This window comes from Paractinoplanes globisporus DSM 43857 (assembly GCF_000379645.1).
GTDB lineage: Bacteria > Actinomycetota > Actinomycetes > Mycobacteriales > Micromonosporaceae > Actinoplanes > Actinoplanes globisporus.
On the sequence record NZ_KB903312.1, the window covers coordinates 1,047 to 19,205 of the forward strand.

At 73.2% G+C, this 18,159-nt stretch carries 16 protein-coding genes and 1 pseudogene; 15 read left to right on the forward strand and 2 right to left on the reverse strand.

Features of this window, described 5'->3' with window-relative positions:
- Positions 1–1,140: pseudogene (locus tag A3CQ_RS61760) on the reverse strand (hypothetical protein); the annotation flags it as partial.
- On the opposite strand from A3CQ_RS61760, the gene A3CQ_RS63010 reads away from it, so the two are divergent.
- The 4 genes from A3CQ_RS63010 to A3CQ_RS0126620 all read left to right on the forward strand — a co-directional run bounded on the left by A3CQ_RS63010 (position 1,090) and on the right by A3CQ_RS0126620 (position 5,204).
- Positions 1,090–2,154, forward strand: a complete 1,065-nt coding sequence (locus tag A3CQ_RS63010) for a hypothetical protein (RefSeq protein WP_020513996.1) — start codon at positions 1,090–1,092, stop codon at positions 2,152–2,154. The pseudogene A3CQ_RS61760 and the gene A3CQ_RS63010 sit on opposite strands and share 51 nt — an antisense overlap.
- On the forward strand, positions 2,151–3,155 hold the full coding sequence (locus tag A3CQ_RS0126610; RefSeq protein ID WP_020513997.1) for an HAD-IIA family hydrolase: 1,005 nt from the start codon (positions 2,151–2,153) through the stop codon (positions 3,153–3,155). Before A3CQ_RS63010 ends, A3CQ_RS0126610 begins: the two co-directional genes overlap by 4 nt.
- 55 nt (positions 3,156–3,210) lie before the next feature.
- Positions 3,211–4,485, forward strand: coding sequence for a methyl-accepting chemotaxis protein (locus A3CQ_RS0126615; RefSeq protein ID WP_051115362.1), 1,275 nt, complete (start codon positions 3,211–3,213; stop codon positions 4,483–4,485).
- 77 nt (positions 4,486–4,562) lie between these two features.
- Entirely contained in the window at positions 4,563–5,204 is a 642-nt protein-coding gene (locus A3CQ_RS0126620; protein ID WP_020513999.1) for a flavin reductase family protein, read from the forward strand.
- Here A3CQ_RS0126620 and A3CQ_RS0126625 read toward each other — a convergent pair.
- Positions 5,182–5,517 (reverse strand): SCP2 sterol-binding domain-containing protein, encoded by a 336-nt coding sequence (locus A3CQ_RS0126625; protein WP_020514000.1) that lies wholly within the window; start codon positions 5,515–5,517, stop codon positions 5,182–5,184. The genes A3CQ_RS0126620 and A3CQ_RS0126625 overlap by 23 nt on opposite strands.
- Before the next feature lie 124 nt (positions 5,518–5,641).
- On the opposite strand from A3CQ_RS0126625, the gene A3CQ_RS0126630 reads away from it, so the two are divergent.
- The 11 genes from A3CQ_RS0126630 (at position 5,642) to A3CQ_RS54100 (ending at position 18,113) form a co-directional block, all read left to right on the forward strand.
- Positions 5,642–6,292 carry a phasin family protein gene (locus tag A3CQ_RS0126630; RefSeq protein WP_026206232.1) on the forward strand — a complete coding sequence of 217 codons (651 nt, stop codon included), beginning with the start codon at positions 5,642–5,644 and terminating at the stop codon, positions 6,290–6,292.
- Positions 6,293–6,296: 4 nt separating this feature from the next.
- Complete coding sequence (locus A3CQ_RS0126635; protein WP_020514002.1) at positions 6,297–6,560, forward strand: hypothetical protein; 264 nt, start codon at positions 6,297–6,299, stop codon at positions 6,558–6,560.
- A 4-nt stretch (positions 6,561–6,564) separates the two neighbouring features.
- Positions 6,565–7,422 carry a TlyA family RNA methyltransferase gene (locus tag A3CQ_RS0126640; protein WP_020514003.1) on the forward strand — a complete coding sequence of 286 codons (858 nt, stop codon included), beginning with the start codon at positions 6,565–6,567 and terminating at the stop codon, positions 7,420–7,422.
- Positions 7,419–8,306, forward strand: coding sequence for an NAD kinase (locus tag A3CQ_RS0126645; protein ID WP_026206233.1), 888 nt, complete (start codon positions 7,419–7,421; stop codon positions 8,304–8,306). The genes A3CQ_RS0126640 and A3CQ_RS0126645 overlap by 4 nt, the downstream gene beginning before the upstream one ends.
- A gap of 96 nt (positions 8,307–8,402) precedes the next feature.
- Positions 8,403–10,148 (forward strand): DNA repair protein RecN, encoded by a 1,746-nt coding sequence (gene recN, locus A3CQ_RS0126650; protein ID WP_020514005.1) that lies wholly within the window; start codon positions 8,403–8,405, stop codon positions 10,146–10,148.
- 141 nt (positions 10,149–10,289) lie between these two features.
- A complete protein-coding gene (steA, locus tag A3CQ_RS0126655; RefSeq protein WP_020514006.1) occupies positions 10,290–11,468 on the forward strand; it encodes a putative cytokinetic ring protein SteA in 1,179 nt (392 codons plus the stop codon).
- 20 nt (positions 11,469–11,488) lie between these two features.
- Positions 11,489–12,424 carry a copper transporter gene (locus A3CQ_RS0126660; RefSeq protein WP_020514007.1) on the forward strand — a complete coding sequence of 312 codons (936 nt, stop codon included), beginning with the start codon at positions 11,489–11,491 and terminating at the stop codon, positions 12,422–12,424.
- A gap of 25 nt (positions 12,425–12,449) precedes the next feature.
- Positions 12,450–13,265 carry a hypothetical protein gene (locus A3CQ_RS63015; protein ID WP_020514008.1) on the forward strand — a complete coding sequence of 272 codons (816 nt, stop codon included), beginning with the start codon at positions 12,450–12,452 and terminating at the stop codon, positions 13,263–13,265.
- Positions 13,262–14,827 (forward strand): murein biosynthesis integral membrane protein MurJ, encoded by a 1,566-nt coding sequence (gene murJ / locus A3CQ_RS0126670; RefSeq protein WP_020514009.1) that lies wholly within the window; start codon positions 13,262–13,264, stop codon positions 14,825–14,827. Before A3CQ_RS63015 ends, murJ begins: the two co-directional genes overlap by 4 nt.
- Before the next feature lie 17 nt (positions 14,828–14,844).
- On the forward strand, positions 14,845–15,948 hold the full coding sequence (locus tag A3CQ_RS0126675; protein WP_020514010.1) for a glycosyltransferase family 4 protein: 1,104 nt from the start codon (positions 14,845–14,847) through the stop codon (positions 15,946–15,948).
- Positions 15,945–18,113 (forward strand): hypothetical protein, encoded by a 2,169-nt coding sequence (locus A3CQ_RS54100; protein WP_020514011.1) that lies wholly within the window; start codon positions 15,945–15,947, stop codon positions 18,111–18,113. The genes A3CQ_RS0126675 and A3CQ_RS54100 overlap by 4 nt, the downstream gene beginning before the upstream one ends.
- The last annotated feature ends 46 nt before the right edge of the window (positions 18,114–18,159 follow it).

Here is an 18,159-nt window from a genome sequence, read left to right on the forward strand (position 1 = left end):
CAGGGTGGCGGCGACCGTGGTGGTTACCGGTCCGACCGTCCGCAGAGCGGCGGCGACCGCGGCGGCTATCGCGGTGGCGACCGTGACCGTGGCGGCTATCAGAGTGGCGGCGACCGTGGTGGTTACCGGTCCGACCGTCCACAGAGCGGCGGTTACCGTGGTGGCGACCGTGACCGGGGTGGCTATCAGGGCGGTGGCGACCGGGGTGGCTACCGTTCGGATCGCCCGCAGGGTGGAAGCCGGCCGGACCGTCCGCAGGGTGGCGGCTATCGGGATCGTGAGCAGGGCGCGCGCGGCAGCTACCAGGGTGGCTCCGGCGGGTACCGGGGGGACCGGGACCGTCCGGGCTACCGGGACGACCGTCCGCAGGGCGACCGTCCGCAGGGCGACCGCGGTGGCTACCGCGGCGGTGACCGGGACCGGGGCGGCTACCAGGATCGGGACCGGCCGGCCGGGCGCGGCGGCGGGTACCGCGGTGACCGCGACCGGCCCCAGGGCGACCGTCCGCAGGGTGACCGCGGCGGCTTCCGGTCGGACCGTCCGCAGGGTGACCGCGGCGGCTTCCGGTCGGACCGCCCGCAGGGCGACCGCGGCGGGTACCGAACGGATCGTCCCCAGGGTGACCGTGGCGGCTTCCGGTCGGATCGTCCGCAGAGTGGTGGTGACCGGGGTGGCTACCGGTCGGATCGCCCGCTGAGTGGTGGCGACCGGGGTGGCTACCGGTCGGATCGTCCGCAGAGTGGCGGCGACCGCGGTGGCTACCGTGGCGGCGACCGCGATCGCGGGGGCTATCAGGGCGGCGGCGACCGCGGTGGGTACCGCGGGGATCGGGATCGGGAGCGGCCGCAGGGCGGCGGCTTCCGGGGTGACCAGGAGCGTCCTGGGTTCCGGGACGACCAGGAGCGTGAGCCGCGTCGCGGGTTCCGTGACGACCAGGAGCGGGGCGAGGCGGCCGGTGGGGACGAGCCGAACGCCTTCAAGGCGCCCGAGATCCCCGAGGAGATCGTCGCGACCGACCTCGACCAGGAGGTTCGGGCCGAGCTGATCTCGCTGGCCCGGGACACTGCCGACAGGGTCTCCCGGCACCTCGTGGCGGCCGGGCAGATCATCGACGAGGACGCCGAGCTCGCCCTGCAGCACGCGATCGCGGCCCGGCGGCTCGCGTCGCGGATCGCGGTCGTGCGGGAGGCGGTCGGTCTCGCGGCGTACGCGGCGGGCGACTGGACCACCGCGATCGCGGAACTGCGCACGTATCACCGGATGACCGGGCGGCAGACGCACCTGGCCGAGATCGCGGACAGCGAGCGGGCCCTGGGCCGGCCGGAGCGGGCGGTCGACCTGTTCCGCGGCGCCGACATGGAGGCGCTGGACAAGGCGGGCGCGATCGAGCTGCTGATCGTCGCGGCCGGCGCGCGCGGCGACCTCGGGCAGCACGACGCGGCCGTGGCCATGCTGCAGGTGAAGGAGCTGACCAGCAGCGACGACGCCGAGTGGGCGGCGCGGCTGCGCTACGCGTACGCGGACGCCCTGCTCGCCGCCGACCGGCGGGACGAGGCCCGGGAGTGGTTCTCCCGCGCCGCGGCCGTCGACGAGGACCAGCTGACCGACGCGACCGAGCGGCTGCTCGAGCTCGACGGCATCACGATCGACGACGACGACGAGGACGAGGACGACGACCTCCGCGACACCGCTGAGGGCGACGACGAGGACGACCTCCGCGACGCCGCTGAGGGCGACGACGACGAGGATGAGGACGAGGACGACCTCCGCGACGCCGCTGAGCGCGACGAGGACGACGAGGACGACGCCGACCGGGATGCCGAGAACCGCGCCGGACCCCCGGCCGGCGAGGACGACGACGACTTCGACGAGGTCGAGGACGACGACGTCGACGATGGGCTCGACGACGATCTCGAGGACGACGACGAGGACGACCTCGAGGAAGACGAGGACGAGCCCACCGCCCGCGTCGACGGTCTGCCCGACGACGACGATGACGACGACCTCGAGGACGACGAGGACGACTTCGTCGACGACGACGTGAAGGCCAAGGCCGACGACGCCGCCGACCAGGAGGACGACGAGGACGACCTCGACGCCGAGGCCGGCGCCGACGTCCGGAGCGACGGGGACGCGAAGGCCGCCGGCAAGTGAGTGACGGCCTGGCGAGCGGCTACGACCTGGTCATCTTCGATCTGGACGGGGTCGTCTACCTGATCGACAAGCCGATCCCGGGCGCGGCCGAGGCGGTGGAGCGACTGCGCGGCAACGGCGTCGCGGTGGCGTACGCGACGAACAACGCGTCGCGCCGCGCGCCGGACGTCGCCGCGTTGCTCACCGGCATGGGTGTCCCGGCGAAGCCGGAGGAGGTGCTCACCTCGGCCGGCGCGTCGGCCGCGGTGCTCGCCCAGCGGCTTCCGGCCGGCGCGCCCGTGCTGGTCGTCGGGGCCGAGGCGCTGCGGGCCGAGGTGCGCGACGCCGGGCTGACGCCGGTGGAGACACTGGCGGACAATCCGGCCGCCGTCGTGCAAGGCTACGGCCCGGACGTCGGCTGGCGCATCCTCGCCGAGGCCGCGCTGTCGGTGCGGGCCGGTGCGATCTGGGTGGCGACGAACACCGACCGCACCCTGCCGAGCCCGCGCGGTCCGCTGCCCGGCAACGGCTCGCTGGTCGCCGTGCTGCGCACCGCGCTCGACCGCGAGCCCGACCTGGTCGTCGGCAAGCCCGAACCGGCCCTGTTCACCACCGCGGCCTCGCTCTCCGGGGCCGAGCGCCCACTGGCCGTCGGTGACCGGCTGGACACCGACATCCAGGGCGCCGTCGGCGCCGGCATGGACAGCCTGCTCGTGCTGACCGGCGTCTCCGGTCCGGCCGAGCTTCTGGCCGCCCCGCCGGAGCGCCGCCCGACCTACGTGGCGGCCGACCTGAGCGGCCTGTTCCGCCCGGGCGAGGACGCGCTGCTCCCGCTGAACCTCCCGGCCGCCGGCGGCTGGACGGTCACCCGGGACGGCGACCGCGCGAGGCTCGACGGTGACGGCGACCCGATCACGGCCCTGCGCCTGCTCTGCGGCGAGACGTGGGACGGTGTGGCCGTCACGGCGCTCGAGCCCGTTTCGCCGGCCGCGGCCGCCCTTTTCGAGAACTGGGGTCTGTAGGCGGAACCTCTGATTTCGGCGTGAGCGAGCCCGCTCAGCATCGATGATCAGGGGTATGCCTTCTGCTCTTTCCGGGTTGCCTCGGGGCGCGCGGCTTTCCGAGACTTCCTGGCTGGCCCGCCACCGGATTGTCCTGGGACTGTTGTGGCTGCATGTGCCCGCGTTCCTGCTGTTGGGCATATTGGGGCCGCGGCCGGTCGCGGAGGGAATTCTGCTGCCGGCCGGAATCGCCGTCATCGCGGCGGCCACCCGGCTGATGCCGACGCCCGGCGCCAAGGCGACGCTGACCAGCGTGGGCCTGATCGCGTGCACCTTCGTGGCGATCGAGCTGTCCGGTGGCGCGATGTCGACGCATATCCACCTGTACGCGATTCTGATTTTCGTGGCGCTCTATCAGCAGTGGTCGCCGCTCATCTGCTCGGTGGTCGTCGTGGTGGTGCATCACGGCGTGCTGGGGCTGGTCGCGCCGCACCGGGTGTTCGGGATGCACCTGTCGCACCTGGGCGCCATCGGGCAGGTCGCGCTGCACGCGGGCCTCGCCGCGATCGAGGTAACCGGGATCGTGATCTTCTGGCACTTCGCCGAGCTGGCCGAGAAGGAGAACGAGACGCTCGCCGAGCAGGCCGAACAGGCCCGGCGGGACACCGAGGAGGCCGAGCGGCTCGCCCGGGACGAGGCCGCGGCGGCGCTGCGGCAGCGCTCGGAGGAGGCCGCGGAGCAGGCACGGCAGATCACCGAGTCGGTGGCGGCGATCAGCGCGGAGGCGCACGCGGCGATCCGGGCGGTCGGTGAGGTCGACCGGAAGCTGGGCGAGCTCACGTCGTCGGTGCGGGATATCGCGTCGCGGTCGGGGCAGGCCGCGGAGACCGCCGCGAGCGGCAAGGAGGCGGCGTCGTCGGCCGGCGACAAGGTGCGCGCCCTGGAGCGGTCCGTCGGGGAGATCGCGGACGTGAACGCGTTCATCGCGTCGCTCGCGGACCAGACGAACCTGCTCGCGCTGAACGCGACGATCGAGGCCGCGCGGGCCGGCGAGGTCGGCAAGGGGTTCGCGGTCGTGGCGGGCGAGGTCAAGGACCTCGCCCGGGAGACGGCGACGTCCGTCGGCAAGGTCAACGAGGTGATCACGGCGATCGTCGCCGAGACCGGCGACGTCGCGCAGACGTTCGCGACCACGACGGACGCGGTGGGAGGCATCCACGAGCTGCAGATGTCGATCGCGGCGTCCGTCGAGGAGCAGGCGACCGTGCTCGCCGAGATCACCGGCCAGCTGTCGCAGGCGACCGCTGCCGCCGACCAGGTCCTCGCCGGTCTAGACCGGCTTGCCTCGTGATGAAGGACCTTGTCCTAAGCGATCGAGAGGTCCGATTTCCGCCAGCCAGCGGCCCCTCGAGACGGGAGCATTGAGGCATGCATCTGGTACCCGGACTCAAGGTTCACTACTACGGCACCCCGGTCGTCCTGGTCAGCACGATCAACCCGGACGGCACCGCGAACCTCGCCCCGATGTCCTCGGCGTGGTGGCTCGGCCAGTCCGCGATGCTCGGCATGGGCGACAACAGCCAGACCGCGGCCAACCTGCAGCGGCACGGGGAGTGCGTGCTCAACCTGCCGTCGTCGGACATGGTCGACGCGGTCGACCGGATCGCGCTGACCACGGGCAAGCCCGAGATCATCGGCTACAAGCGGGCGCAGGGCTACCGGCACGTGGCCGACAAGTTCGCGCACGCCGGGCTCACCGAGCAGCAGTCGGACCTGGTCGAGCCGCCGCGGGTGCGCGAGTGCCCGATCCAGCTGGAGTGCACGGTGACCGCGCACCACGCGTTCGGCGCGCCGGACACGAGCGCGCACGGCTACGAGGTGCGGGTGCTGCGCGCGCACGTCGAGGAGGAGCTGGTGATCCCGGGCACGTCGTACGTCGACCCGCTGCGCTGGGACCCGCTGATCATGAAGTTCTGCGACTTCTTCGGCGGGGCGGAGAACGTGCACCCGTCGCGGCTGGCCGAGGGCTGGAACATGCCCCGGGCGGCTACAGCAGTTTCCGCAGCTTGAGCAGGTCGAACGGGTTCGCCTTGACGGAGATCTGACGGGACGCGATGGCCCGGGTGACGTCGAGCTTGCCGGCCAGCAGGGCGATCAGGTCGTCGCTCGCGGCGGTCAGCGCGATCTTCGCCCTAGGGTCGTCGCCGTCCGCGATGTCGAGCAGGCGGCCGCCGCTGAGCCGGGCGTGGAAGGCCGTGCCGAGATCGGTCACGCGGCAGGCGAGCGTCCGCTCGAAATCGAGCTTGCCGCGGGCCTCCACGTTCTCGTCGAGTTTCGCCGCGAGACCGTGCAGGGCCGTCCGGCATTCGTCCACGGTGGCCATCCGTCACACCCTCCCTGGCGGCGACTTCCCGCGACACCGCACGCCGTTGCGCACGGTACCTCACGATCGCACGCGAACCGCCCGGTAGCGTGACACCCGACGTGAGCCCCGAGAGGAGCGGAATATGCCGGACGCATGGCGGGCGTACCTGGAAATGGCGCTCGGATTGACCGAGACACCGCGCAAGCGCGCCGAGAAAGCCGTGGGTGACCTGGTCAACCGCGGCGGCGCGACCGCGGCGCAGCTGCAGGGACTGGTGGGCGACCTGCTGTCGGCCGGCATGGCCAACCGCGAGGCGCTGACCAACATCGTGCGCTACGAGGTGGACAAGGCGCTCGGCCGGGTCGGACTGGCCACGGCCGACGAGGTGAACGAGCTCACCGCACGCGTACGGGATCTGGAAAAGGACCTGCGGGCGGCGCAAGCAAAGGTTGCGCGGGCCGATGGCGCAGCCGAGGCGAAACCGGTGGCGAAGAAGGTCGCCAAGAAGGCCGTCGCGGCGACGCCGAACGCGATGCCGGCGGCGGGAACGACCCCGGTCGCGCCGGCGAAGAAAACGGTGGCGAAGAAGACGGTCGCGAAGAAGGCCGTGCGGAAGGTCGCGCCCGCGGGCACCACCGAGGCGCCGACCGCGCCGGTCAAGGCAGCGACGGCGGAGGTTCCGCTGCCCGAGGCGTCACCGTCCAACACGGCGCCCGCGAAGAAGGCGCCGGCCAAGAAGGCGGTCAAGAAGGCGGTCAAGAAGGCCGCGCCCAGCACCCAGCCGGAGGCCTAGGTCCATGACGTTCCCGCAGTATCCGAAGCCCGGGCCGCCGGCCGGTGGTGGGTTCCGCCCGGTGCCTTCGCCCACTCCGCCGCGGCCGTACGCCGAGCCGGCCGTGCCCGCCGAACGACGGATCGTCGAGGAGACCGGGCACCCGGCCGTCGACGCGGTGCTGCGCTCGCTCGCGAACGCCGCGCAACTGGCGCCCGGGGAGCAGATCGCCGCGTACGAGGCCGCGCACCAGGTGCTCCAGGAGACCCTCTCGAGCATCGAGGGCTGAGCGGATGGCTCGTCGTGCCCGGCTCGACGCCGAGCTGGTGCGCCGCAAGCTGGCTCGCTCCCGGGAGCAGGCGGCGGCGCTGGTCGAGGCCGGGCGGGTGCAGGTGCGCGGCACCGTGGCCCGCAAGGTCGCCGCCATGGTCGACCCGGCCGACCCGGTCCTGGTGACGGGCGAGGACCCGGCCACCGAGTACGTCTCGCGCGGCGGCCACAAGCTGGCCGGCGCGTTGAAGGCATTCGGTGGCCTCGCCGTCGAGGGGCGGCGCTGCCTCGACGCCGGCGCGTCCACCGGCGGCTTCACCGACGTGCTGCTGCGGGCCGGCGCCGCGCGGGTGGTGGCGGTCGACGTCGGCTACGGGCAGCTGGCGTGGCCGATCCGCACCGACGACCGGGTCGTGGTTCTCGAGCGCACCAACGTCCGCACGCTCACGCCCGAGATCATCGGCGGGCAGGCCGACCTGACCGTGGCCGATCTCTCGTTCATCTCGCTGCGGCTCGTGCTGCCCGCGCTGGCCGCGTGCACCCGGGCCGACGGCGATCTCGCGCTGATGGTGAAACCGCAGTTCGAGGTGGGTAAGGAAAGAGTGGGCGCGGGTGGCGTCGTGCGCGACTGGCGGCTGCGCGCCGAGGCCGTGCTGGACGTCGCCGCGGCCGGCGCCGAGCTGGGCCTGGGCGTGGCCGGCGTGACCGCGAGCCCGCTGCCGGGCCCGAGCGGGAACGTCGAGTTCTTCGTCTGGTTCCGCCGCGACGCGCCCGCGGCCGACCGCGTGGAGATCGAAAGAGTGGTCGCCGCGGGGCCGTCCGGGGAGGTAGCTTCTGGCGCGCCGGAGAACGATCCGGCCGTCTCGTTGGAGGATGAATGATGCGGTCGGCGCTGCTGGTCACACACACCGGGCGGCGGCAGAGCGCGCAGCACGCCCGGGCCGTGGCCCGGGACCTGCTCGTGGCCGGCTTCGAGGTGCGCGTGGTGGCCGAGGAGGTGGCCGACCTCGACCTGCCCGAGGAGGTCACCCCGGTGACCGGGCCGCGGGCGGCCGAGGGTGTCGAGATCGTGCTGGCGCTGGGTGGTGACGGCACGCTGCTGCGTGCGGCCGAGCTCGCCCGTCCGTTCAAGGCGCCGCTGCTCGGGATCAACCTGGGCAAGGTGGGTTTCCTGGCCGAGGCCGAGATCGGCGACATCGACTCCGCGGTCAAGGAGGTCGTCGACGGCACGTACAAGGTGGACGAGCGGCTCACGCTGGACGTCCGGGCCGAGTACGGCGGCCGGGTCATCGCCGAGTCGTGGGCGCTCAACGAGGTCAGTGTCGAGAAGGGGCAGCGGGCGCAGATGCTCGAGCTGCTCGTCGACGTGGACGGCCGCCCGCTGGCCCGCTACGGCTGTGACGGCGTGGTGTGCGCGACGCCGACCGGCTCGACGGCGTACGCGTTCTCGGCCGGCGGCCCGGTGGTCTGGCCCGAGGTGGAGGCGCTGCTGCTGGTGCCGATCAGCGCGCACGCCCTGTTCTCGAAACCGCTGGTGACGGGACCGACCTCGTCGTTCGTGGTCACCGTCGACCCGTACACGTCGTTCGCTGTGCTCTGCTGCGACGGGCGCCGCACGTGGGACCTTCCGCCGGGCGCGAAGGTCACCGTGGAGCGTGGGCAGCTTCCCGTACGCCTGGTGCGGCTCGCGCCCCGGCCGTTCACGGATGTCCTCGTGGCGAAGTTCGCGCTGCCCGTCGAAGGATGGCGGGGTAATCGACGTTGATCGACGGTTTTTTTCTGGGGTTTTCCGCCGCGGGTCGGTAGAGCTCGTGGGATCCGCGGTGGGCAATTGTCGGTGGGCACCGTTACTGTCTGCCCTGTGCTGGAGGAGTTGCGGATCACCGGTCTCGGCGTCATCGACGACACGACGCTGAAGCTGACGTCGGGTATGAACGTCATCACCGGTGAGACCGGTGCGGGTAAGACGATGGTCGTGACCGGCCTCGGCCTGCTGTTCGGCGGCCGGGCCGACGCCGGCCGGGTGCGCGCCGACCCGGGCCGCGCGGTCGTCGAGGGCCGCTTGCGCCTGCGGGGCGCGCTGGCCGACGCGGTGCAGACCCGCATCACCGAGGCCGGCGCCGAGGTCGACGACGACGGCTCGATCCTGCTGAGCCGCACGGTGACCATCGAGGGCCGCTCCCGCGCCCACGTCGGCGGCCGCAGCATGCCGGTGGCGATGCTGTCCGAGGTGGGCGAGCAGGTCCTCGCCGTGCACGGCCAGTCCGACCAGCTGCGCCTGCTGCGCCCGGCCGAGCAGCGCGGCGCGCTCGACCGGTTCGCCGGCCCCGAGCACGAGAAACTGCTGGAGACCTATCGCGAGGGGTTCACCCGCTGGCGCGCGGTCGTCGAGGATCTGGCCGACCGCCGGCGCAACGCCCGCGCCCGCTCGCAGGAAGCCGACTTGCTCAAGCTCGGCCTCGACGAGATCACCCGGGTCGACCCCCAGCCCGGGGAGGACGACGAGCTGCGCGCCGAGGTGCAGCGGCTCGAGCACGCCGAGGGTCTGCGGATCGCCGCGGCCACGGCGGCCCAGGCCCTGGCGAGCGGGGTCGAGGCGGCCGACGAGACGCCCGACGCGACCGAGCTGCTCGGCACGGCCCGGCGCACTCTCGAGGCGCAGGCGTCGGTCGACCCGTCGCTGTCCGACCTGGCCGCCCGGCTGGAGGAGGCGGCCACCCTGGTCGGCGACGTCGCCGCCGAGCTCTCGGCCTACCTGAGCTCGCTGGACGCCGACCCCGCCCGGCTCGAGCAGATCTACGAGCGGCGGGCCGAGCTGCGTGCCCTCACCCGGAAATACGCGGACGACATCGACGGCGTGATCGCCTGGGCGGAAAACGCCCGCACCCGCCTCGCCGCGCTCGACACCTCCGACGAGGTGCTGGAAGAGCTGGACAAGGAGCGGCAGCGCCTCGCCGCGCAGGTCGGCGAGCTGGCGCAGCGGCTGACCGCGGCCCGGGCCGAGGCGGCGGTGCGCTTCTCCGAGGCGGTGAGCGTCGAGCTGGCCGGTCTGGCCATGCCGCACGCCCGCGTCGAGGTGGCGGTGGTTCCCCGCACCGCCGGCAAGGACGAGCCGACGATCGACGCGCTCGCCGTCGGCCCGGACGGCGCCGACGAGGTGGAGCTGCGGCTGGTCGCGCACCCCGGCGCGCCGTCGCTGCCGCTGCAGAAGGGCGCGTCCGGCGGCGAGCTGTCCCGGGTGATGCTCGCCATCGAGGTGGTCTTCGCGGGCGCCGGCGGCCCGCCGACCCTGGTCTTCGACGAGGTCGACGCCGGCGTCGGCGGTCAGGCCGCGGTCGAGATCGGCCGGCGGCTGGCCCGGCTCGCCCGCACCCATCAGGTCCTGGTCGTCACCCACCTGCCGCAGGTGGCCGCGTTCGCCGACCGGCACCTCGTGGTGGCCAAGGACACCGGCGGCGCGATCACCACGAGCGGCGTGCGGATAGTGGAGGAGACCGAGCGTGCCCGCGAGCTGGCCCGCATGCTCGCCGGCCTGCCCGACTCCGATCTCGGTATCGCCCATGCGGAGGAGCTGCTGGCCGTCGCGGGGCGCGAGAAAAGGGGCTGATCAGTCTCGCCCGCACGTGGCAAGATAGCGACAAGGACTAGCGGGGCCGATTTTCCCTTAATGGGACTTGCGCCCTTTTTGTGGGTGAGATCGCGCATGTCGCGTGCCAGGCGTGTGATCCGGCATGTCAGGATGGCCGGGATGCGACTTCCCACCTTGCGCCGTGCCCGGAGCCTCGACCCCGAGGCGGTCACCGGCACCGCGCGCCTCGACCGCCGCACCAAGCGGCTCACCGGACGCCTGCGCCCGGGCGACATCGCCGTGATCGACCACGTCGACATCGACCGGGTCGCGGCCGACGCGCTGGTCGCGGCCGGGGTGGCCGCCGTTCTCAACGCCAAGCCGTCCATCTCGGGGCGGTACCCGAACCTCGGACCCGAGGTGCTGATCAAAAACGGCGTGCTGCTCGTCGACGACCTCGGCGAGGAGGTCTTCGAGCGGCTGCACGAGGGCGACCTGGTCACCATCGAGAACGACACCGTGCTGCTGGGCGGCGACCCGGTCGCGAGCGGGGTCCGGCAGGACGCCGACACCGTGTCCGCCGCGATGGCCGACGCGCGCGAGGGACTGTCCGTGCAGCTCGAGGCGTTCGCGGCGAACACCATGGACTACCTCAAGCAGGAACGCGACCTGCTGCTCGACGGCGTCGGCGTGCCCGACGTGCAGACGAAGATCGCCGGCCGGCACGTGCTGATCGTGGTGCGCGGCTACGACTACAAGGACGACCTGGACGTCCTGCGGCCGTACATCCACGAGTACAAGCCGGTGCTGATCGGCGTCGACGGCGGCGCCGACGCGCTGGTCGAGAACGGCTACACCCCGGACATGATCATCGGGGACATGGACTCGGTCACCGACGACGTGCTGCGCTGCGGCGCCGAGGTGGTCGTCCACGCCTACCCGGACGGCCGCGCTCCCGGCCTCGAACGGGTACACAAGCTGGACGTGTCGGCACTGACCTTCCCGGCCGCCGCCACCAGCGAGGACCTCGCCATGCTGCTGGCCGACGAGAAGGGCGCCACGCTCATCGTCGCCGTCGGCACGCACGCCAACCTCGTCGAGTTCCTCGACAAGGGGCGCGGCGGCATGGCCTCGACGTTCCTCACCCGGCTCAAGGTGGGCGGCAAGCTCGTCGACGCCAAGGGGGTGAGCCGGCTCTACCGGCAGAACATCTCCGGCTCGGCGCTGCTGTTGCTCGTGCTCTCCGCCGTCGCCGCGATGGCGTCGGCGGTGGCCGTGTCCACCGTCGGCAAGGCGTACCTCACCGTGGTTTCCGAGTGGTGGGACAATCTGGTCTTCCAGCTGGGCCACCTCTTCTAGAAATCACCGAGGCGTTTGTTGTGATCAACTTCCGGTACCACGTGGTGTCGCTCACCGCGGTCTTCCTGGCCCTGGCCATCGGCCTGGTCGTGGGCACCGCCGCGCTCAACGGGCCGGTGGCCGACAGCCTCAAGAACCAGATCAGCGCGCTCAGCAAGGACAACAACAACAAGCGCGACCAGATCAACCAGTACCGCGAGGAGCTCAACCGCAACCAGGACTTCGCCACCGAGATCGCCCCGGCGTACCTGAACGGGCAGCTGACCGGCCGCAAGATCGTGGTGATCGCGCTGCCGAACACGTCCGAGTACGCCGACGGCGTGATCTCGATGCTCAAGGTCGCGGGGGCCACGGTCACCGCGAAGGTCACGGTGCAGGACAAGTTCTTCGAGCCGGCCAACACGTACGAGCTGCTCGACCTGGCCGGTCAGTCGTCGCAGCCGACGATCCCGATGGAGGGGCTGCCGCTCAACTCCGACGGGGTCGAGACGGCCAGCGCGCAGCTCGCGCTCGGGCTGCTGCAGCGGGTGGGCGCGACCCAGCCCAGCGCCGACGACGTGGCGGCGCTGCTCACGGCGTACACGAAACAGGGTTATCTCGCCGTCGGCGACAATGCCGTCGGTGGCGCCGAGGGCGCCGTGATCGTCTCGGGCGAGCCGCCGACCGACAAGGACGCCGCGAAGAAGAACCAGTCCGCGGTGACCCTGGCCACCCAGTTCGGCAAGGATCGGCCGCTGGTGGTGGCCGGGGTGAGCGTCGGCGACGGAAACCTGATCTCCGGCGTGCGCGGCGACCCGACGCTGGTCAAGGAGATCTCCACGGTGGACAACGCGAGCACCGTGCAGGGGCAGGTCGCGACCGCGATGGTCACCGCCGAACGCATGGTCCAGAACAAGGTCGGGCAGTACGGGCTCGGCGCCGGGTCGACCTCGCTGGTGCCGAAGGCCGCGGCTTAGCGCCGGGTCTCTAGACTTCCCAGCCATGGCTGTCCTCAGGTCGTTCGGTCTCGGCGCCTCCGTCGCTCGTGCCGCCCTCGGCTGGATCCGTCGCGACCAGCGCGCCGGTGCGCTGGAGCGGACGAACTTCCACGGTCGCACGGTCTCGCTGGCCGGCGGTCCCGCGCTCGCGCTCGGTGCCACGGTCGGTGCCGTCGCCGGTGCTCCCGACATTCGGACCGCGGCCGCCGCCGTCACCGCCGGCATGACGTCCGGGTCGGTGGGCTTTTATGACGACATGGCGGGGAACCAGCCCGCGCAGAAGTCGGTGAAGGGATTCGCCGGGCACCTCGGTGCGCTGCGCGAGGGTCAGGTGACCAGCGGGCTCGTCAAGATCGTCGGACTCGGTGCGGCGGGCCTGGCCGCGTCGGCGCTGATCGGCAGCAAACGAACTAGCTTCCTAGGTCGCACCACGGATGTTGTGCTCGGCGCCGGAGTGATCGCGGGGATGGCGAACTTCGTCAACCTGCTCGACCTGCGGCCGGGGCGCGCGATCAAGGCCGGCGTCGCGATCGGGGTGCCGGTCGGCGGGGGAGTCGCGGCCGGGACCCTGGGCGCGGCGACCGCGTTGCTGCCCGAGGACCTCGGCGAGGAGATCATGCTGGGCGACGCCGGGGCGAACGCCATGGGCTCCCTGCTCGGCGTGGCGCTCACCTCCCGTACGGGAACATGGGGTCGATTTTCCGCACTCGCGGCGCTGGTGGCCCTGACCGCCGCGAGCGAGAAGGTCAGCTACACCAAGGTCATCCAGGACACGCCTTGGCTCCGGAGAGTCGACGAGCTGGGCCGCCGTCCCGCGTGACGGCGACGACCGCTACGAAGATCGCCGGGGCCGCGGCGCTCATCACCGTCCTCACGGTGGTCGCCCGCATCGCCGGCTTCGCCCGCACGTTCGTCTTCGTGCACACGGTCGGCATCGGCGACCTCGCGAACATCTACAACGCCGCCAACACGATCCCGAACATCATCTTCGAGCTGGTGGCGGGCGGCGCGCTGGCCAGCCTCGTGGTGCCGCTGCTGGCCGGGCACGTGGCCGCCGGCGACCGCGACCGGGTCGACGCGGTCGCGTCCGGGCTGCTCACCTGGGTGCTGGTGCTGCTCGTGCCGCTGGCCCTGCTGGTCGGCCTGCTCGCCGGGCCGATCGCCGGGCTGCTGCCCAAGGTCACGCCCGAGCACCAGGCGACCGCGGCGAGCATGCTGCGGGTCTTCGCCCCCCAGCTGCCGCTGTACGGCATCGGCATCGTGCTCACCGGCATCCTGCAGGCCCACCACCGGTTCGCCTGGCCGGTGATCGCCCCGCTGCTGTCCAGCGTGACCGTGATGGGCGCGTACCTCACGTACGCGCTGATCGACGGCGCCAAGACCGACTTCGCCGGTCTGAGCCGCCCCGGTGAGCTGGCGCTGGCGGCCGGCACCACGGCCGGCGTGGTCGTGCTCGCGCTCTGCCTGTTCATTCCGCTGCGCCGGGTGCGGCTCCGGCTGCGTCCGACGCTGCGCTTCCCGGGCGGCGAGGGGCGTCAGGCGGTCCGGCTGGGCTGGGCCGGCGCCGTCACGGTCGGCTCGCAGCAGATCATGACCGTGGTCGTCATCGCGCTCGCCGTGAGCAACGCCCTGACCTCGTTCACCGTGGCGCAGACGGTCTTCCTGCTGCCGTGGGCGGTTCTCGCCGTGCCGCTGGCCACCGCGGCCTACCCCTCGCTCGCCGCGTCCGCGAGCCGGGGCGACGACGAGGCGTACCGCACGACGCTGTCCCGGACGGCGCGGTCGGTGATGCTGCTGGCCGGGCTGGGAGCGGCCGCGCTCGCGGCGCTGGCCGTGCCGATCGCGCACCTGATGGGCGCGGTGCCCGCCACGCCCGGCATCGCCGGTTTCGCCCCCGGCCTCTTCGGTTACGCGCTGTTCGCCCTGCTGTCCCGGGCCCTCTACGCGCGGGGCGCGACGGTGGCGGCGGCGTTCTCCACGGCGGTGGGCTGGCTGGTCGCCGCCGGGGCCGCGCTCGCGCTCTCCGGCCTCGGTGACCAGCGGCAGGTGCTCGGCCTGAGCCTCGCCAACTCGGCCGGCATGACGGTCCTGGGCGTGCTGCTCGTGCTCGCCGTCCGCCGGCACGCGGGGCCCGCCGCCCTGACCGGGCTGGCCCGCGCCACCACGGTCGGTATCGTTGCCGCGGGTATCGCCGCCGCCGCCGGGTATGGCGTAGTGACCGGAATCGGACACCTGACCGGTCCGGGCCCGACCGTCGTCGACAGTCTCGGGCAGGGCATGCTGGGCGGGCTCACCGTGCTGGCCGTGTTCGGCGCGGTGGTGTTCGTTCTTGACCGGCGTGATGTCAACGTGCTGGCCACCCGATTGCGGCGGCGCGGCTGAGAAGGGGTGTTGGGTCCGTGGACGACGGATGGCGCGGTTCGGTGGCTCTCGTGCTCGCCTCGAGCACCGGCGGGATCGGGCAGCACGTCGCCTCGCTGGCCCGGGGGCTGGTCGCGGCCGGCTGCGAGGTGCTGGTCTGCGGGCCGGCCGCCACCGACGACCTGTTCGGCTTCTCCGCGGCCGGCGCCACCTTCGCGGCGGTCGAGATCCCGGCCAACCCGGGCGCGCAGGACGCCGGCGCCGTCCGCCAGCTGCGCGCCGCCCTCGCGTCCCGCCCGGTCGACGTCGTGCACGCGCACGGGCTGCGCGCCGGCCTGGTCGCCGGCCTCGCCCGCCCCGGCGTCCCGCTGATCGTCACCTGGCACAACTCGGTGCTGGCCAAGGGCCTGCGCGGGCAGGCGTCGGCGCTGGTCGAGCGGGTTGTCGCGCGCAGCGCCACGCTGACCCTCGGCGCCTCCGACGACCTCGTCGCCCGGGCCCGGACGCTCGGCGCGCGCAACGCCCGGCTCGGCGAGGTGGCCGCGCCCACGCCGGCCGCGCCCAAGCGCACCCGGGCCGCGGTCCGCGCCGAGTTCCGGCTCGCCCCGGGCGCGCCGCTGATCCTCTCGGTCGGGCGGTTGCACCCGCAGAAGCGCTACGACCTGCTGATCGAGGCGTCCGCGCGGTGGCGTCAGCTCACCCCGGTCCCGGTCGTGGTGGTGGCCGGCTCCGGGCCCAGCTACATGTCGCTCGCCCAGCAGTCGTCCGAGCGGCACGCGCCGTTCCACCTGCTCGGCCGGCGCTCCGACGTGCCCGACCTGCTCGGCGGGGCCGACCTCGCGGTGGTCACCAGCGACTGGGAGGCGCGGCAGCTGTTCGCCCAGGAGGCGCTGACCGCGGGGACGCCGCTGATCGCGACGGCCGTGGGCGGGGTGCCGGGGCTGGTCGGCGACGCGGCGTTGCTGATCCCGCCGGGCGACGTGGACGCGCTCGACAAGGCCGTCCGCCGGATGCTGGCCGACCCGCAGCTGCGGGCCGACTACGCGGTGCGCGGGCCGGTCCAGGCCGCCACCTGGCCGACCGAGGAGCAGACCGTGTCGGCCGTCCGGGCCGCGTACGCCGAGGTCACGGCCCGGGTATGAGACGGCTCTGGGTCCCGTACGCCCTCGTCCTGCTCGCCGTCCTGGCGAGTCTCGGGGGACTGGCCGTCCGCCCGGCCAAGGGCGCGCCGCAGAGCACGGCCGACTACGTCATCGTCGCGGGCGCGGCCGGACTGCGCTGGGACGACCTCGACCCGCAGCGCACCCCGACGCTGTGGCAGGAGGCGACCAAGGGCTCGATCGGCTGGCTCTCCGTGCGCTCGGCACAGCGGGTCACCTGCCCGTCCGACGGCTGGGTCACGCTCGGCGCCGGCAACTACGCCGCCTACCCGCGGATCCTCACCGGCTCCAGCCGCTGCGGCCCGCTGGCGCCCGAGCTCGACCAGCCCGACGCGATCGGCGCGAACATCACCAACCAGCGCAACATTGTGCAGGACAACCAGGACCGGCTGCCGTACGGCGCGGTGCCCGGCTCGCTGGCCGAGTCGGTGCGCTGCACGGTCGCGGTCGGCCCGGGCGCGGCGATCGCGGCGGCCCGCCCGTTCGGCCGCGTCGACAAGTACCAGGCCACCCTGCCGGCCGACCCGAGGAGCCTGCTCTCCGACTGCGTGCTCAGCTTCATCGACCTCGGCACGATCACCGGCTCGGGGGCGTCCCGCGCGACGCTGGTCGAGCAGGCCGACGCCACTCTCGCCCGGGTCGTCGCGGCCCGCCCCGACCGGTCGCTGCTGCTGGTCGCCGGCGTCTCGGACACCGACCGCACCTCCCGGCTGCACGTGGCGATCGCCGAGGGACCGGGCTGGAACGGCGGCTGGCTCACCTCGGCCGGCACCGGCCGCCAGGGCTACCTGCAACTGATCGACCTGGCCCCGACGATCCTCACGGCGCTGGGCAAGGCGCAGCCGGAAAAGCTGTTCGCCGGCCGCGCGGCGTCGGTCGTGACGGGCAAACCCGCGAACGTCGCCGACGCGGTGCAGGGCCCGCACAACGCCGACCAGCGGGCCGGCGCCCAGCGCGGCGTGGCCACCATCTTCTTCACCGTGCTGGCGATCCTGCAGTTCCTGTTGTTCGCAGCGATCGTGCCGGTGATGGTGCGGGCACGACGGCACAGCGGGCCGAAGGGGCCGGCGCTTCCGTCGGCGCGCGTGGTCGAGACGGTCGAGCTCGCGCTGATCGCCGCGGCACTGGCCATCCCGGCCGCGCTGCTCGCCGACGCGTCGCCCTGGTGGCGCGCCCACCACCCCGCCTGGGTCTTCGGGCTGGTCACCGGCGCGCTCATCGTGGCCGGCACCGCCGCCGTACGCCTCGCCCCGCGCTACCGGCGCACCCTGTGGCCGATGGCGGCGGTGGCCGCGTGCGGCGCGATCGTGGTCGGCCTCGATCTGCTCACGGGCGCCCAGCTGCAGCTCAACGGCGTGGCCGGGTACTCGGCGATCAACGGCGCCCGGTACGCGGGCGTCGGCGGAGTCGGCCTCGGCGTGTTCGTGACGGGGCTGCTGGTGCTGGCCGGGTGCACCGCCCAGTCGGTGGCCAAGGCGTACCGGCCGCTGATCTTCGTGCTGCTCGGCGGGGTCGGCGTGGTCATGGTCGGCAGCCCGTACCTGGGCGCCGACCCGATCGGCGCGATCGCGGTGACCGCCGGCGTCTGCGTGGCCGCGGCGATGAGCACCGGCGGCTGGCTGACGTTCACCCGCTTCGCCTGGGCCGCGCTGGCCGGGCTCGCGGTGACCATCGCCTTCGCGGTGGTCGACCTGCGCCGCCCCGAGCTCGAGCAGGGCAGCCTCGGCCGGTTCCTCTCCGCCTTCGGCGACGGGTCGGGTGGACCGGCGCTGCAGCGGATGGCGGCGGCCAACGGCGAGACGCTGCTGGCGAGCCCGCTGACGATCCTGGCGATCGTCGGGGTGCTGATGCTCGCCTTCTGCCAGTTCTCGCCGTGGGGCGGGCTGAACCGCCTCTTCGGGCTGCATCCGGCGATCCGGGCGGCCGGCGCCGGAACGACCGTGGCGACCCTGATCGCCGGCGTGCTGGGCGGATCGGCGCTGACCGTGGCCGGGGCGGCCGCCGCGGCGGCCGTGCCGATAGCGGTGCTGACCGCGCTGCGGGTGCTGCTGCACGCGGCCGACCGCACCCGGCCCGAGGGCGAGTCCGACGGCCCCGGAGGCCCACTCCTACGCAAATCCGGTCAAGATCACCTCGCGCCCCGCTGACGTGATCCGGCTGACACGCGCCGCGACCAGCCCGAACGTGCGGCCG

Bases quoted from the DNA above. Each gene is read 5' to 3' on its own strand.
- A3CQ_RS0126615 (WP_051115362.1), top strand. From the start codon at position 3,211: ATGCCTTCTGCTCTTTCCGGGTTGCCTCGGGGCGCGCGGCTTTCCGAG.
- A3CQ_RS0126620 (WP_020513999.1), top strand. From the start codon at position 4,563: ATGCATCTGGTACCCGGACTCAAGGTTCACTACTACGGCACCCCGGTC.
- A3CQ_RS0126625 (WP_020514000.1), bottom strand. From the start codon at position 5,517: ATGGCCACCGTGGACGAATGCCGGACGGCCCTGCACGGTCTCGCGGCG.
- A3CQ_RS0126630 (WP_026206232.1), top strand. From the start codon at position 5,642: ATGCCGGACGCATGGCGGGCGTACCTGGAAATGGCGCTCGGATTGACC.
- A3CQ_RS0126635 (WP_020514002.1), top strand. From the start codon at position 6,297: ATGACGTTCCCGCAGTATCCGAAGCCCGGGCCGCCGGCCGGTGGTGGG.
- A3CQ_RS0126640 (WP_020514003.1), top strand. From the start codon at position 6,565: ATGGCTCGTCGTGCCCGGCTCGACGCCGAGCTGGTGCGCCGCAAGCTG.
- A3CQ_RS0126645 (WP_026206233.1), top strand. From the start codon at position 7,419: ATGATGCGGTCGGCGCTGCTGGTCACACACACCGGGCGGCGGCAGAGC.
- steA (WP_020514006.1), top strand. From the start codon at position 10,290: ATGCGACTTCCCACCTTGCGCCGTGCCCGGAGCCTCGACCCCGAGGCG.
- A3CQ_RS63015 (WP_020514008.1), top strand. From the start codon at position 12,450: ATGGCTGTCCTCAGGTCGTTCGGTCTCGGCGCCTCCGTCGCTCGTGCC.
- A3CQ_RS54100 (WP_020514011.1), top strand. From the start codon at position 15,945: ATGAGACGGCTCTGGGTCCCGTACGCCCTCGTCCTGCTCGCCGTCCTG.